At 67.2% G+C, this 15342-nt stretch carries 11 protein-coding genes; 3 read left to right on the top strand and 8 right to left on the bottom strand.

Annotated features, from left to right (window positions below; genetic code table 11):
• The first annotated feature begins 21 nt into the window (after positions 1-21).
• On the top strand, positions 22-564 hold the full coding sequence (locus tag ADE01S_RS31540; RefSeq protein ID WP_131828702.1) for a hypothetical protein: 543 nt from the start codon (positions 22-24) through the stop codon (positions 562-564).
• A 20-nt stretch (positions 565-584) separates the two neighbouring features.
• Here the strand turns inward: ADE01S_RS31540 and ADE01S_RS09755 are convergent, their stop codons facing one another.
• Together ADE01S_RS09755 and ADE01S_RS09750 are read right to left on the bottom strand one after the other, a co-directional pair.
• Complete coding sequence (locus tag ADE01S_RS09755) at positions 585-764, bottom strand: hypothetical protein (protein ID WP_062681491.1); 180 nt, start codon at positions 762-764, stop codon at positions 585-587.
• Between the two features lie 264 nt (positions 765-1028).
• Entirely contained in the window at positions 1029-3383 is a 2355-nt protein-coding gene (locus tag ADE01S_RS09750; protein WP_242663359.1) for a mechanosensitive ion channel domain-containing protein, read from the bottom strand.
• 269 nt (positions 3384-3652) lie between these two features.
• Between ADE01S_RS09750 and ADE01S_RS09745 the strand changes: the two genes are divergently transcribed.
• Positions 3653-3928: a cupin domain-containing protein gene (locus ADE01S_RS09745; RefSeq protein WP_082775750.1), complete on the top strand. Its 276-nt coding sequence runs from the start codon at positions 3653-3655 to the stop codon at positions 3926-3928.
• Positions 3929-3987: 59 nt separating this feature from the next.
• On the opposite strand, the gene ADE01S_RS09740 is transcribed toward ADE01S_RS09745, so the two are convergent.
• From ADE01S_RS09740 to ADE01S_RS09715, 6 genes are all read right to left on the bottom strand, one after another.
• A complete protein-coding gene (locus ADE01S_RS09740; protein WP_062681489.1) occupies positions 3988-6729 on the bottom strand; it encodes a beta-eliminating lyase-related protein in 2742 nt (913 codons plus the stop codon).
• 65 nt (positions 6730-6794) lie between these two features.
• Positions 6795-8483, bottom strand: a complete 1689-nt coding sequence (aspT, locus tag ADE01S_RS09735; protein ID WP_062681488.1) for an aspartate-alanine antiporter — start codon at positions 8481-8483, stop codon at positions 6795-6797.
• 504 nt (positions 8484-8987) lie between these two features.
• Positions 8988-11414: a TonB-dependent siderophore receptor gene (locus tag ADE01S_RS09730; RefSeq protein WP_075873197.1), complete on the bottom strand. Its 2427-nt coding sequence runs from the start codon at positions 11412-11414 to the stop codon at positions 8988-8990.
• A gap of 106 nt (positions 11415-11520) precedes the next feature.
• Complete coding sequence (locus ADE01S_RS09725; RefSeq protein ID WP_062681487.1) at positions 11521-12483, bottom strand: FecR family protein; 963 nt, start codon at positions 12481-12483, stop codon at positions 11521-11523.
• The gene (locus ADE01S_RS09720; protein WP_062681486.1) at positions 12480-13025 is read right to left on the bottom strand and encodes an RNA polymerase sigma factor; all 546 of its coding nucleotides are present in this window, start codon (positions 13023-13025) and stop codon (positions 12480-12482) included. The genes ADE01S_RS09725 and ADE01S_RS09720 overlap by 4 nt, the downstream gene beginning before the upstream one ends.
• Positions 13026-13159: 134 nt before the next feature.
• Positions 13160-13822 carry a TetR/AcrR family transcriptional regulator gene (locus ADE01S_RS09715; protein WP_373281409.1) on the bottom strand — a complete coding sequence of 221 codons (663 nt, stop codon included), beginning with the start codon at positions 13820-13822 and terminating at the stop codon, positions 13160-13162.
• Positions 13823-13839: 17 nt separating this feature from the next.
• Between ADE01S_RS09715 and ADE01S_RS09710 the strand changes: the two genes are divergently transcribed.
• Entirely contained in the window at positions 13840-15318 is a 1479-nt protein-coding gene (locus tag ADE01S_RS09710; protein WP_370511540.1) for an MFS transporter, read from the top strand.
• The last annotated feature ends 24 nt before the right edge of the window (positions 15319-15342 follow it).

Raw genomic sequence — 15342 nt, 5'->3', positions numbered from 1 at the left:
TGCCGTCGTGCAGCAAGCGCCATGCCGTCGCAGGGCAAGAAGGCATGGCGGCGCAGTCCCTGCGCGTGGGGACGGATGGGCGATGTGGATCCCATCCCGGGTGGTCTGACGCCCTTTTTATGGATTTATCCCGCTCGGATCACGTCATCCCGATATCAAATGTGGCGGAGGACGCTCGTTCGCGCCCAGGCCCGCGGCCAGACTGGCGTCGCCGCGCCTGAGCCGGCGCGCCTGAGACGCTGCGAATGCGAATGCGAATTCGGGTTCTCGGGTGTCGGGACTGATCGTGCGGTCGTCGATGCGCTGCTTGGCCGGGAGGCATTTGATGCGCAGTTGCGAATTGCGTCCGAGATTTTTGTGCGCGACGTCGCGTTTGCGCAATCCGGCGATCCGGCTTCCCGCGAGGCCGTCGTTCATGCCGATTTGCCGGCCAATCAAATGGACGCGGAAATCGGGGAATCTTCAAGAAAGTGCAGCCCGGTTATTTTGGAGGTATTTCGCGGCAAGCAGCCGCCTCAGACAATCAAGTGGAGTCCCAACGGCCAGTTCGAGATCGGGCCGTGAAAAAGAGTCAGACTGACGCCTTACTGGGCTTTCATCTCCTCTTCCTTCTCTTTCTCCTTCTTCTCCTTTTTTTCTCCATCGTAGTGAGACTTGATGGCGAGAAACATGCCCGTGCCCAACACGAGGAGCTTGAACGTACCGAAGACGACAGGGACCCAAAAATTCATTATTTCCTCAAAACGCTGCTTCAGCAGCTTCATTTACGACTTGTGGGCCAGGCAAAGAGAAACGAACTGCCGACATGGCAGTTCGATGCCTTTCGTTGGGACGGTAGCGTCAGCGTCGCGGCCTGCGCCGAGCAATACGCTCCCAATCGTACCTGCGTTATTCAGCGTTCGACCGGATCAGTTTGGCTGAATTTGTAGGGATCAGTGTGTGCGCAGCCGCCGCAAAAAAAGTCAGACCACAATTTCTCGGCACATGAGCGCCGAAATTGTAGTCTGACTTCAAGGCCGACCCCGCCTCTACGCGCGGGTCGCGTCGGGGTCTTCGCGCGCTTCGAGCTCGTTGCCCAGCACCTCGGCCGAATCCTCGCCCGGCGCTTCCGGCTTCAGGCGGCGGCGCGTGTGCCCCGCCGCGCGGGCATTGCCGCCCTCGTTGGGGCGCTCGGGCTGCACGAACACATTGGCCGGCGGGGCATACCCCCGCTTGTCCTGGCCGAAGTACACGACGGTGTGCGGGTACGGCAGCTCGATGCCGGCGGCGTCGAAGTGCTTCTTCAACAGGCGGTTGTAGCCGCGCTGCACGGCCCACTGCATGCCCGGCGTGGTCTTGATCAGGATGCGGATGGTCACGCCCTTCTCGTTGACCGCGGTAACGCCCGCGACCGTCATCTCTTCCAGGATCTCAGGCCCCAGCACCGAATCGGTCATCAGCTCGGCGAAGGCGGCGCGCAGGTGCGCGATCGCGTCGTCCACGCTCTCGCGATGCGCGATGGTGTATTCCCCGAGGTGGTAGGAGAAGTCGCGCATGTGGTTGGCCACCACGTCGACCGACGAAAACGGCACCAGGTGATAGCCGCCGTCCAGCGTGCGGATGCCCACCGAGCGTATCGTCATCTTCTCGACCGTGCCGAACACGCCCGCGACCTGCACCACGTCGTTCTCGTTCATGCCGTTTTCGAGCTGGATGAAGATGCCGGTAATGATGTCCTGGACGAGCTTCTGCGCGCCGAAGCCGATGGCCAGGCCGACCACGCCGGCGCCGGCGATCAGCGGCCCTACGTCGATGCCGATCTGCGACAGCAGCACCATGACCGTCATGGTCACAATGACGATCAGCGCGGCGTTGCGAAACAGCGCCAGCAGGGTTCGTTCGCGCGCGCTGGGCATGCCCCGCCCCTCGCTCTGGCTGAGACGGTGCTCGATGATGCTGGCGATCACGGTCCAGGCCAGCGCCGCGATCAGCAGCACGATGCCGATGTTCACCACCATCTTGATGGCCGCGGCCCCGGCGTCCGAGGCCAGCCAGCGCGACAGGTCGAAGGCGTGCCACGCGTCGAGCACCAGCAGCAGCAGGACGATGCGGATGATCAGGCCCACCAGCTTCAGAATGGCGGGCACATAGGCATTGACTCGCGCCTCCAGCAGCGGAAGGCGCCGCCGGAGGTCTTCCGGCAGTTTGATCGGCTTGGACAGCACCGTGTTCAGCAGCAGGATCAGCAAGCTGCCCACGGCAAGAACCAGCAGCGTCTGCGCGGTGGCGCGGGCCATGAAGGGCAGGGCGTTGGTCGGGTCGACCTGGCTGACCACCAGCAGGATCGTGAAGTAGACGATGCCCAGCACGTGCCACACGCGCGACAGCACGCGCAGCCGCGATCCCATGAAGGTCGTCGCGCCGGCGGCGCGGCGGTCCAGGCGCTCTCGCACCGATTGGCGGTTCTGCCAGATGACGCGCACGGCGTACACGTACACCGCCAGCATGATGACCAGGTTGGCCAGCCGGCCCAGGGCGGGCGAGAGCGAGGCCGTGATCACGGGGTCGACCAGCAGCGTGCCGTAGCCTGCCGCCATGGCGATGCGCACCAGCCAGGTGTTCCAGTACCGCGCCAGTTCGTCGGACATGGGCAGCAGGCGCAGGCTGGGATGCCGCACGGCGAACACCGTGCGGATCAGCACCTTGACGATCTCCACCGCCACGAACGCCTGCAGGAACACGAGCGCGAGGGTGTCCAGCGTGCCGCGCCCGGGCGTGCGCCACAGGGCCGCGGCGGCGCCCGCGAGGGCGGCGAGCACCACGACGCCGACGTCGATGGCCAGCGCTCCCACGATGGCGCCCATGCGCCGGTACAAGGCGCGCAGGGAGGTCGGCGCGCCGCGCCGGGGCGTCGCTTCGGGCGCGCGGCCCTGCGCCGCGACCCAGCGATCGATGCGCGCATAGGTGCGCATGGCGATCGCGCGCAGCAGGATGAAGGCAATGATCGTGGCGATGGCGGCCAGCGCCAGGGGCAGCAAGGCGTTGCTGGCGGTGTCGCCGTCCATCCGCAGGCTGCGTCCCGAGGCCAGCGCGCGCATGTCGTCCGCGCCCTGCCCCATATCGCTGGCCAGGCCGGTCAGAAAGCGCTGCACATTGTCGGCCACTCGCTCCCGCAGACCGGGCTCGGCCGGCTGCGCGGACGCCTTGGCGGCATTCGCGGCCTGGGACGCGCCGGGTTTCGCGCCGGAGGCCTGCGCCCGCAGCTCGTCCACCAGCGCCTTGCGCGCATCGGGATTTTCCAGCAGGTCGGCCAGCGCCGCGGGAGTCAGCGCCTGGGACGACGCCGCCTCCTTGGCCGGCTGCGGCAGCAGGCTCACGGCCCGGGCCTGCCAGGCGAACATCATGCAACACAGCATCGATGCCAGCAGCAGTGCCGCCAGCCAGGGTCTCTCCCGTCGGCGCCGCCAGTAACCGGCGACATGGGTACGGGGACGGAATGAATTCGATGCTGTCGTCGCGGATCCAACCACTAGGGAACCTCCTTTGCGATCAAGGCCAAAAGACGGCGTGGCGACCGCGGTCGCCACGCCGCTGGACCTTAAATCATAAAGGCTTGGCCAAAAGAGACCTTTCCACAGGGAGGGAGATGGGAGCATGATGGTGTGTCTACGTCCTGGAAGGCACGCTGCGCTACGCCGTGGACGCGGATACCCGCGACCTTGGCGCCGGAGAGTGGATGTACAGCCCGAAAGGAAGCATCCACCAGTTCTCGAACCCGTTCGACGGACAGGCGCGGGCCCTCATCGTGCAGTCGCCCGACATCGGCGCCCAGTACTTCCTGGACGTGCAGGCGACGGCGAGCGCCGGCGGGCCGCCCGACAAGGCGGCCCTGGTTGCGGTGATGGCCCGCTATGGATTGGTTCCGGCCCGGCCTGGCGGACCGCAATAAGCGAGCGGCCATGTCTCTCGGCATGGCCGCTCCGGTAATGCCCGAGCGTATATCCCTCCCTATCGGGGTCCGATGGCGGCAGGCTTGATCAGCTTGAGCCCCCGCGCGGCGTTGTAGCCGTGGATCTCCTTCACGTCGAGCTTGCGCATGAACTCGATCGTCTGGGCATCGATGATCTGCCCCGGAACCATGATGGGGAAGCCCGGGGGATAGGGAATGACGAAGTTCGCCGAGACCAGATCGGGGCCGTTGGCCAGCCGTTCGTCCAGCTCCTTGCTCCTCAACGGAAGATATTCGCAGTCGTCTTCGTTGTAGGCGGCGAAGAACGCGGTGCGCATGTTTCCTTCCGAGGTGGTGCTGCCCGGGTCGTCGCGGTAGCCGTCGTGGAAGCGGCTGAAGTTGGGCAGATCGGGCACGTCCTCCATCAGGTTCTTGACCTTGGCGGCGAACTCCGCCCTGCCCGATTCGCCGGTCTCTTTCAGGCGCTTCTCGATCTCTTCGGAGATTTCGAGCAGCACCTTGACGAGGGAGGCGACGTCGCTGCGGGTGTTGTTGATATTGCTTTGCAGCAGCACGCTGTTGCGCGAAGTCTTGTTCAGCTGGATGTTGTAGCGCGAGGCCAGCAGGTTCTTGAACGCCGTGCCGTCGTAACCCGCGGTGCCGCAGACCAGGGTCAGCCGCGTCGGATCCAGGCAGAACTCGTCGTCCTTCAGGGCCTTCGCGGCGGTCAGCCAGTTCACGCCCGGCGCCAGGAAGTCGGTGAAGCCCGAGGCGCGGAATTCCTCGGGAATCATTTTGTCTGCCCCCAGCACGCTGAAGTACCTGGAGATCACCGGGTGCTTCGCCACTTCGCGGCGGATGGCCAGGGCCACTTCGATGGCGCGCATGACGAGTTCGTAGCCTTCCAGCTCCATCTGCCTGCGGGCGATGTCCAGGGACGCGATGATCTGGGCGTTGGGCGAGGTCGAGGCATGGATGAAGACCGCCTCGCGGAACGCCGAGACATGGTGTTCGTAGTCTTCGTCGCGCACCGCCACGATCGACCCCTGCCTCAGGCTGGACATCGATTTGTGAATGGAGTCGGTTTCGTAGACGCGCACCCGCAAGGCGCCGGGGTTCGGCACCAGCTCGCGGTCCAGCAGGCGCGGGTCCCGGGGATCCAGGTTTTCACCCAGCTCCGCGCACTGGGCTTCCCATGCCTGTTGCGAGGCCGGATCGTCGCGCCATTGCTCCAGCGCCGCGGCCGCGCCCATCGCGGTGCGCATGCGCAGGAACGGCGACCAGCGCGCGAAGCCGAACCAGGCCTCGTCCCACAGGAAGATCAGGTCCGGCTTGATGGCCAGGCATTCCTGCATGACCCGGCGGGTGTTGTAGATATGGCCGTCGAACGTGCAGTTGGTCAGGGTGACCATGGCGACTTTGTCGAGCCGCCCTTCCGCCTTCAGGTCCAGCAGCGCCTGTTTGACGGTGCGCAGCGGGACGGCGCCGTACATCGAATACTCGGTCATGGGGAAGGCTTCCACGTACAGCGGCTGCGCGCCGGACAGCACCATGCCGTAGTGGTGGGACTTGTGGCAGTTGCGGTCCACGATGACGATGTCGCCGGGCTTGGTGACGGCCTGGTAGACCATCTTGTTGGACGTGGAAGTGCCGTTGGTCACGAAGAACACGTGGTCGGCGCCGACGGCGCGCGCGAATTTCTCCTGGGCGACCTTGATGTTGCCGGTGGGCTCCAGCATGCTGTCCAGGCCGCCGGTGGTGGCCGAGGTTTCCGCCAGGAACAGGTTCAGGCCGTAGAACTCGCCGAAGTCTCGGATCCAGTTGGATTTGATGATGGATTTGCCGCGCGCGATCGGCAGCGCGTGGAAGGTGCTGATGGGCTTGGCCGCATACTGCTTCAGGTTGTCGAAGTGCGGCGTGGACTGGCGGTCTCGCACCCCTTCCAGGATGTTCAGGTGCACTTCCATCGGCTCTTCCACCTCATAGAACACCCGCCGTATCACCGACGCTGCCGGGTCGCCCGCCAGTTTTTCCACTTCCCGGTCGGTCAGCAGATAGATGTCCAGCTCGGGCCGGATGTTGGCGATGAGGTGGGCCAGCTTCACGCCGACCGCGCGCGGGGCGTCCACGCTGGTGTCCAGATGTTGATAGACGCTCAGGAAATTGCGCAGCAGCGTGGCCTCGTGCTTGGACGGGATGGGAATGCCGTCGTAGATGACGACAGCCTCCAGCTTGCCGTTGAGTATGGTGGCCAGCAGCGCGTCCTCGACGCTGCCCACCATGACCGGCTCGTAGATCATGGTGTCGTCGTGCCGCCGCAGTTCGCGTATCTCGCTGGCGATCGCGGCGGTGCGCGCCGCTGGCGCCGGGCTCACGAACAGGGCCTCGAAATAGGGCCGGTGCGCGAGGCTGCCCCCCATGCCGGGCGGGGTGCGGTCCGGGCCGCTGGCGGAAGACTCTTCCGCGGCCTCCCACTCGCCTTCGTCGTAGCGGTAGCTGCCCGATAGCAAGGCATTGCTCATCCGCAGGATCAGCCGCGCCGTGCCCATGGCGTCGCCGTCCGCGATCCGGTCATCCAGCGTGTGCAGCAAGCGGGCGCCCGGATAGGCGAAGTAGCTTTCCATCGGGCGCAGTTCGGCCAGGGCGTCCTGCACGGGGGCGGCGCCCGCCGCGCTCTTGCCGCTGCGCATCTCGGCCGCCCAGGTCTGGGCCTTGGCGTTCATGTCGCGCCACCGGTCCAGGCGCGCGGCCGAGTTCGAGAACAGGTGGTCCAGTTGGTTGTCGTGCGTTCCGTTCGTCATGGCAATCCTCGGATTTCAGGCGAAAAAAGGCCCCGGCCGCCAGGCGGCCGAGGCGTTGCGCGTCGCTATGAAAGAATCATGATGACCACCATCCCCCAGATGGTCAGCAAGGTATTACCCACTGCGTATGTCACCGTGTAGCCCAGGCCGGGAACCTGGCTCTTGGCCTCCTCGCACACCATGCCGAGCGCCGCGGTGGTGGTCCGCGAACCGGCGCAGATGCCCAGGATCAAGGCGGGATCGAAGCGGAAGACGTACTTGGCGATGAGCATGCCCAGCACCAGCGGCACCGCGGTCGCGAAAATGCCCCACAGGAACAGGCTGATGCCCAGCTTCTGCAGGCCGGCCACGAAGCCCGGTCCGGCCGATATCCCCACCACGGCGATGAACACGTTCAAGCCCACGGAGTTCATGAACCAGAGCGTGGGCTCCGGAATGCGGCCGAAGGTGGGGTGGATGGCGCGGAACCAGCCGAATATGATGCCGGCGATCAGCGAGCCGCCGGCGGTGGAAATGGTGAGCGGAATGCCGCTGACGTTGATCACGATGGCGCCGATCAGCGCGCCGATGGTGATCGCCAACGAGACGAAGGCGACGTCGGTCACGGTCGTGGGCCGGTCGACGTAGCCGAGGTTCTGGGCCGCCGCGTTGATGTCCTGGGTCCGCCCGACCACGGTAATGACGTCGCCACGGAACAACTCGGTCTTGGGCAGAATGGGAATCACGGTCTCGGTCGGGCCGCGCCGGATCTTCTTCAGGAACACGCCGCGCGCGCCGGGCCAGTGCGCCAGTTCTTCCAGCGGCTTGCCGTCCACCTTTTTGTTCGAGACGTAGATGTCGACGCCTTCGGTCTTGATGTCGAGCAGCTCGGCATCCTCGACTTCGCGGCCGCTGGGTCCCAGCCGCGCGATCAACTGGTCGCGCTTGCCGCCGATGGCAACGATGTCGCCGGGCTCGATCACCGTGGCCTGATCGACCTCGATAATCTTCCCGCCGCGTCGGATCCGCTCGATAAAGGCGCGGAACCCGGCCTGCGTTCCCCCCTCAAGTTCGGCCACGGTCTTGCCGATGAAGGGGCTATGCTCGGCCACCGAGTAGGCCCGCAACTCGAACTCGTACCAGTGGGTCCCGTCCGCCGGCCCCTGGCCCGCGCCCAGCTTCTGTTCGTACGCCTTGCAGGCCGCGACCAGGTCGATGCCCAGCAGCTTGGGGCCGATCTGCGCCAGGATGATCGCCGAGCCGACCGTGCCGAAGATATAGGTGACGGCATAGGCGATCGGCATGGCATCCAGCAGCTCCTGGGTTTCCGCGGGTGAGCGGGCCAGGCGGTTGATCGCGTCGGTCGCCAGGCCCATGGAAGCGGAGATGGTCTGCGATCCGGCGAACAGCCCGGCCGCGGAACCCAGGTCGTATCCCGCGATCATCGCGGCCACGACCGCCGCCCCAAGCGACAGCAAGGCCATGATGACGGCGAAGATCGCCTGCGGCAGCCCGTCCTTGGCGATGCCGCGCACGAATTGCGGCCCCACGCCGTATCCCACGGCGAACAGGAACATCAGGAAGAAGACCGACTTCACGTTGGGGGAGATCTTGACCCCGAGGATGCCGATGACGATGGCGACCAGCAGGGTCGACGTCACGGCGCCCAGACTGAAACCCTTGAAGCTTTTCCCGCCTATCCAGTAGCCGATGCCCAACGCTAGGAAGATGGCGATTTCCGGATAGGCTTTGAGGGTGGAAACGAACCAGGTCATGACTTTCTCCTTGGTGTTCCCCGGCGCGGGGAGCGTGTCGTCATGCGAGCCGGCTTGCCGCCGGCTCGTGGAGGTGTTCGTGTTGGTTGGGCGCGGATCGCGCCCGGGTCAGCGGCCGCGCGGCTTGCGCGCGTATCGGCCGGGTGTCGCGGCGTGCCCGGCGGCCGGCACTGCCGGCGGCTGGCGGCCGGGCGGGGAGGCCTGGCGCCGGTGGCGCGAGGCCCGCCAATTCCTGGGGGCGGGCCGCAGGGGGCCGCCCTGGAAAGCGAAGGGAGAGAAGCTGGCCTGGCAGGGTGTATTCCGTGTGTTCATTGCACTTCCCGTGGAGCAGGCAACGACTGGAAACAAGGGCCGGACCAGCGAGGAACATCCCGGCCATGGGCGGTGTGGCGCCCATGGATGAATCTATGCTTTGAAACAGGGCCGCTCAATTGGCCGCTATGACTACGCCTGTACTACTTTAGTAGCAATCCGGCGGCCATCGCGGCCAACGAGGCATGCGGCCTAGTACCTTGCCCGTAAGTTCAGCATGACGCTGCGGGGTTCGCCGTAGTAGTTCGAGCCGTAGGCCGCCCAGACGCGCTGGTAATAGACCTTGTCGAACAGGTTGTTCACCGTGAGGGTCGCATCCAGGTTTTTGTTGAAGCGGTAGCCGGCCTGCGCGGACACGGTGGTGTATGGGCGCTGTTCGAACTTCACGGGACCGTTCAGGCGGTACATGCTGCTCACGCTGCGCAGCCCCGCGCCCAGCGACAGGCCTTCCAGCGAGCCGGTGGCGAAGGTGTACTTGGTCCAGAGGTTGAAGGTGTGGCGCGGCGTGATGAAGGCGTACTGCTGCGACTTCTGTTCTTCCGTGCCCTTCAGCGTCTTGGTGGTGGTGTAGGCGTAGCCGGCCGTGACGTCCCAGCCCGGCGCCGGGCTGCCGCTGATCTCGGCCTCGAAGCCTTGGCTGCGCATCTTGCCGGCGGCCATCGAGAACAGCGGATTGTCCGGGTCCGTCATGGCGCGGTTCTCGTCTTCCATGCGGAAGAGCGCGGCGTGGCCGTTCAGGCGCTTGTCCAGGAATTCGCCCTTCAGGCCGATCTCGAACTGCTTGCCGGTGCGCGGATCGAGCAGCTGGCCGTTGACGTCGGTGGTGGTCTGCGGCGTGAAGATGCTGGTGTAGCTGGCGTAGGCCGAGAGTTGCTCGTTCAGGTCCACCACCAGGCCCAGGTAGGGCGTGAACTTGCCGTTGATTTCGCTCTTGGTGTTGGTGAACTGGTTGAAGTAGGCGTTGCGATTCTCGGTCCGGTTTTCCCACCAGCTCAGGCGGCCGCCGGCGATGATGGTGGCGGCGTCGGCCACGCGCAGGTTGGTGCGCGCATACAGGCCGTATTGCTGGGTCTTGCCGTCGTTGCCGTTGGTGAACGCGTAATCCGGCTTGGGGACATCGTTGTCCGGGTGGTACAGGTTGATGTCGGCGTTGTCGCCGCCGCCGTAGCGGAAGTTCTTGTGGATGTTGCGGTAATCGGCGCCCACGATCAGTTCGTGTTCGCGGCCGAAGGCCTGGAACGGCGTGGCGACGAAGGCGTCCAGGCCGTAGGTCTTCCAGTGGCTGCGGTACTTCCACGACACCAGGCAGGTGTCGCCGGTTTCCGGATCCACCGCGCAGTCGGACCAGCCGAACTCGCGGCTGGGCTCGTCCTGCTCGCGGTAGATGCCGCTGACCTTGATGCGGCCGCCGTTGGACAGGCGGTGTTCCACGTCGGCGAAGTACTCGGTGACTTCTTCGGTGATGTGGTTCCAGCTGGGATCCAGGTTGGTCGAGCGGCGCACGTCGAGCAGGCTGCCGTCGGTATAGCCGGGCAGGCCGAAGAAGGGGCGGCCCTTGTACTGCTGGTAGGTGGCGCCGGCGGTCAGCACGGTGTCGGGCGTCAGGTCGAAGCTCAGGGTGCCGTAGAACAGTGGCTTCTCGGTGTAGACGCCGTCGACGAAAGAGCGGCGGTCGTCGTAGGACGCCACCAGGCGGCCTCGCAGCCGGCCGTCGCTGTCCAGCGGGCCGGTGATGTCGGCCTCGGTGTAGTAGCGGTCCCAGGACCCGGTCATGACCTGGCCGCTGAAGGCGAAGTCCTTCTGCGCGCGCTTGCGCACCAGGTTGACGGTGCCGCCGGGATCGCCCGCGCCCTGGAACAGGCCCGAGGGGCCGCGCAGCACCTCGATATGGTCGTAGATCGCCAGGCCGAAGCCCGAGCTCAGGTCGTTGCCGGTGCTGGCGGGCGTGTTCACCCCGTCCACCTGGATGGTGTCCAGCGCGTAGCCGCGCGAATAGAAGTTGCCATGGTTGCCGCCGATGCTGCCCGCTTCCACGGTGATGCCGGTGACGGTGCGCATGGCGTCGTCCAGGTTCACCAGGTTCTGGTCGTCGAGCAGCTGGCGCGTCACCACCGAGACCGATTGGGGGATCTGGCGCAGGCTCTGGGCGTTCTTGCCCAGGGTGACGGCGGGCGTGGTGTAGGAACCCGTGCCCTCGGTCGTGGCGAGGTCGTTGCCGGTGACCGTGACCGGGGCCAGCGTGGTGGCGTCGCCGGCCGACGAGCCCGCCGGCGCGCGCACCACGAAGCCCGTGGCGCTGGGCACGGCCACCAGGCCGCTGCGCGCCAGCAGGCGGTCCAGGGCGGCCTGCGGACTCATCCTGCCGGACACGGCGGGCGCCTGCAGGCCGGCGACGGCGTCGGGGCTGAACAGCACCTGCACCTGGGCCTGGCGGCCCAGCGCCACCAGGGCGTCGGCCAGCTTGCCGGCGGGCAGGTCGAAGGCCTGCGCGGCCGCGCCCTGGGCGTGCGCCACGGAGGGCGCGAACGTCTCTACCGCCAGCGCGGCGCTCATGGACAGCGCGCACAGCAGCGCGTAACGGCCGGCGTTCAGCCGGCAACGGAAATGGCGTTGCGCCATGGACTTTCCCCAGTCAAGAAGTGGATCTTCACCGGGGAAGACGCGCCAGCCGCCGGAACCCGTACGTCCGAAAGAAAAATTATTCGCAATTCGGCACAGGCGGGGTTCAGCGGCTGGCGATCACCGCCGACCCGTCGGGCCGGCGGCTCAATGTGACGGGCAGCAGGCCGGGCAACGTGTCCAGGAAGGCCTCGGGGTGGCGCAGGTCCAGCGTGCCGGACAGGCGCAGGCCGCGCGCGCGCTCATCGGCGAAGCGCACCGGGGCGTCGCGGTACAGGGCCAGGTAGCCGGCAAGCTGCTGCAAGGTGGCGTCATGCACCACGGCCACGCCGTCCTGCCAGGCGCCGACCTCGCCGGGCGCCACGTGCTGGCGGGCCAGCAGCCGGCCGCCGGCGCGCGCCAGCAGCACGGTGTCGCCGGGTCGCAGCGTGTGTTCCTTGGGGCCGTCGGCGCCGTCGGCATCCAGCAGCACCTGCCCGCTGCGCACGCCGACCTGCAGCATGTCGGGCAGCAGCAGCACGTTGAACTCGGTGCCGATGTCGCGCAGTTCGGCGCCGCCGGCGGTCACGACCAGGGGGCGGCGGTCGGCGGCGGCGTCGATGTAGACTTCGCCGCCGTCGATGTCGATGCGCCGCTCCGCCAGTGTGTAGCGCACGCTGACGCGGGTGCCCACGTTGGCATGGACGCGGGTGCCGTCGGGCAGGTCCAGGCTGCGGGTCTGGGTGGAGGCGTTGGCCACCGATTCATAGCTTACGGGCAGGTACTGGTAGGCCGCGCCCGTCACCAGCAGCAAGGCGGCCAGCGCCCCGCCCCAGCGCAGGAACGCGGGCCGGCGGGCGGGCCGGGGCGGCGCGGGCGTCTTGGCGCGAGCCGGGGCCGGGCGCGGCAGCGAGGCCATGTCTTCCCAGACCTGGGCCAGGCGTTCGTATTCCTGGCCGTGCAGCGGGGATTCGGCCAGCCACGCCTGGAACGCCTGCTCGGCGCGGGCATCGGACGCGACTTCCCGGCGGCGCAGGAACCAGGCGCTCGCGGCCTCTTCGACGGCGGATAGGGAGTGGGATTGGGTCATGATGCTTCGCCGTGGACGTGACGCTTGCAATGCGCCAACGCCAGTTGCAGGTGCTTTTCCACCGCGCGCACCGAAATGCCCATGCGGTCGGCGATCTCCTCGCAACGCAATTCATCATACCGATAAAGCAGGAAGGCCTCGCGCTGGCGCGGGGGCATCGCGTCGATGGCGGCCTGCAGCCGGCGCAGCCGCTGGTTCACGTCGGCGCGCGCCTCGGGCTGCGAGCCGGCGTCGGCCGCCAGGCTGTCGGCCTGCGGCGCGAAGTCCCGGTCGTCCAGGCTGGCCGCCAGGTGCTCGCCGCGCACGCCTTCGCGGCGCCAGTGGTCGCGCAGCAGGTTGCGCGCGATCTCGTACAGGTAGGCGCGGGGCTTCTCGGGCGGCTCGGCGCCATGGCTGGCCGCCAGCCATTTGGCGAAGGTTTCCTGCGCCAGGTCCTGGGCGGTGTCCGGCGAGCGCTTGAGCTGGCGGTTCAGGAAACCGACCAGTTCCGCGTTCCACGCTTTGTACGCCTCGGCGATCACGCCGAAGAAACGCTCCCCCATGATGCCCCTGAGTACACGTCCGCCGCGAGGCCAGGGGGCCGGGCGCGTCGTCATGGATTGAATGGAATGATAATGATTCCTATTGTATCAACTTTGGCGGGCAATGCGGGCGCGGCCCCGGGGGCGGGCCACCCTCATTTCGCGCCGACGATTTCCAGCGAGCGTTCGCGCGCCATGGCGAACTGCGCCTCGTCGCCCATGGCCGCGGCCACGTTGGCGATGGCCTGGTAGGCCAGCAGATCGAAGGCGAGCCTGGCCGGGTCGGTGGACGCGGGCAGTTCTTTCGCGGCGATGGCTTCGCGCGCGAGGGTTTCGAAGCGTGCGCGCGCTTCGTTCCTGTGCTGGTTCACGCGGTCGCGGATCGCGCCGGGCCGGGTGCGGTATTCACTGCTGGCCGCCGTGAGGAAGCAGCCTCCCGGCAGGCTGCGGCCCTGCACGAACTGGAACCAGCCCGTGACCAGCGCGCGCAGCCGCTCGGCCGGGCGCGCGAGCGCCATTGCCGGCGCCACCACCGCCGCGCGGTACAGGTCCACCGCGCTTTCCAGCGTGGCCAGCTGCAGGGCCTCCTTATCGCCGAACAGCACCTGGATGTTGCCCTTGGCCACGCCCGCTTCGGTTGCGAGGCGCCCGAAAGTCAGGCCCTCCAGCCCTTCCATCGACGCGATGCGCGCTGAATGGGCCAGCACCCCGGCGCGCGCCTTTTCGCCCCGGATGCGGCGGCGATCCGTTTCAACCATGAGTCCGTCCTTGCTTGTCAGCATGCGATTCTTCAATTTAATATACGATCGTACGTATATTAATTCATCCCCTCTTTCTGGCCGATGTTATGACCGACACCTCTTCCGCCGGCTCCGGCCGCTGGTTCGCCCTGGCCGCGCTGCTTTCGGCGAATTTCCTCATCATTCTCGACCTCTTCATCGTCAATGTCGCCCTGCCGAGCCTGCAGACGGGGCTGGACGCCAGTTTCTCGCAGGTCCACCTGGTGATCGTCGCCTACAACGCCGCGCTGGCCGTGCTGCTGATCACCGGCGCCCGGCTGGGCGATCTCTTCGGCCGCCGTCGGATCTTCCTGTGGGGCATGGGGCTGTTCACGGCGTCGTCGCTGATCTGCGGGCTGGCCCCCGGTCCCGGGATTCTAATTGGCGGGCGCGTGATCCAGGGGGCCGCCGCGGCCATGCTGATGCCGCAGGTGCTGGCCTCCATCCGCGTCATGTTCGATGGCGCCAGCCGCGCGCGGGCCTTCGGGGCGATGGGCGCGGTGCAGGGCGTGGCGGCGACCATCTCGCAGCTTGCGGGCGGCTACCTGATCGAGCAGGACTACGCCGGCCTGGGCTGGCGCACCATCTTCCTGATCAACCTGCCCCTGGGGCTGGCCGCGATGCTGGCCGCCCGGCTCTGCATCCGCGAAACCCGCGCCCCGGTGGCGAGCCGGCTCGACATCGTGGGCGCGGTGCTCGCGGCGCTGGGCCTGTTCCTGCTGCTGGTGCCCATCATGCTGGGGCATGATCATGGCTGGCCCTGGTGGTCTTACGCCGGTCCGGTGGCCGCGGTGCCGGTGCTGGCCGCCTTCGTGCGCTACGAGCGCGGGCTGTCGCGGCGCGGCGGGGTGCCGTTGATCGAGATGGCGCTGTTCGCCAATCGCCGCTTCGTCACGGGCATCGGCGCGGTGTTCCTGTTCTTCTCGGCCATCAGTTCTTTCTTCCTGTCGCTGACCATGCTGCTGCAGTTCGGCCTGGAACTGAGCCCGTTCGCCGCGGGCGCGGTGTTCACGCCGTCGGCGGTCGCGTTCTTCGCGGCGTCGGTCTGCGGCCCGCGCCTGGCGGAGAAACTGGGCCGCCGCGCGCTGCTGCTGGGCGTGGTGGTATTCGGCGCCGGCATCGCGCTGTCGGCGGCCGGCGCGATCGTGGACGCCTCCAATCTGTCGCTGATCGTGGCGGCGCTGGTGCTCAACGGCGCGGGCCAGGGCATGGTGATCCCCCTGGCGTTCAACGCGGTGCTGGGGGCGGTGCGCGCGGAGGATGCGGGCATGGGTTCGGGGATCTCGTCCACCATGCAGCTGACCGGCACCACCGTCGGCGTGGCCGTGGTGGGCGTGGTGCTGTTCTCGGCCATCGGCTCGCCCGATCTGCCGGGCGTGGCGCAGGCGCAGCACTACGGCCATGCGCTGGCGTGGGCCACGCTCTACAACCTGGCCGCAGTGGCCGCCAGCTTCCTGCTGTTCGCGCGGTTGACGGCCAAGGCGGCGGACGCCGGCGCCGTGCCGGCGGCGCGCCCGGCGCCGGCGGGCGACTGACCCGCCCGCCTCGCCCGGCCGTCC

Origin of the sequence: Achromobacter denitrificans NBRC 15125, assembly GCF_001571365.1 — a bacterium.
GTDB lineage: Bacteria > Pseudomonadota > Gammaproteobacteria > Burkholderiales > Burkholderiaceae_B > Achromobacter > Achromobacter denitrificans.
This window is presented reverse-complemented; position numbering and strand designations above follow the sequence as displayed.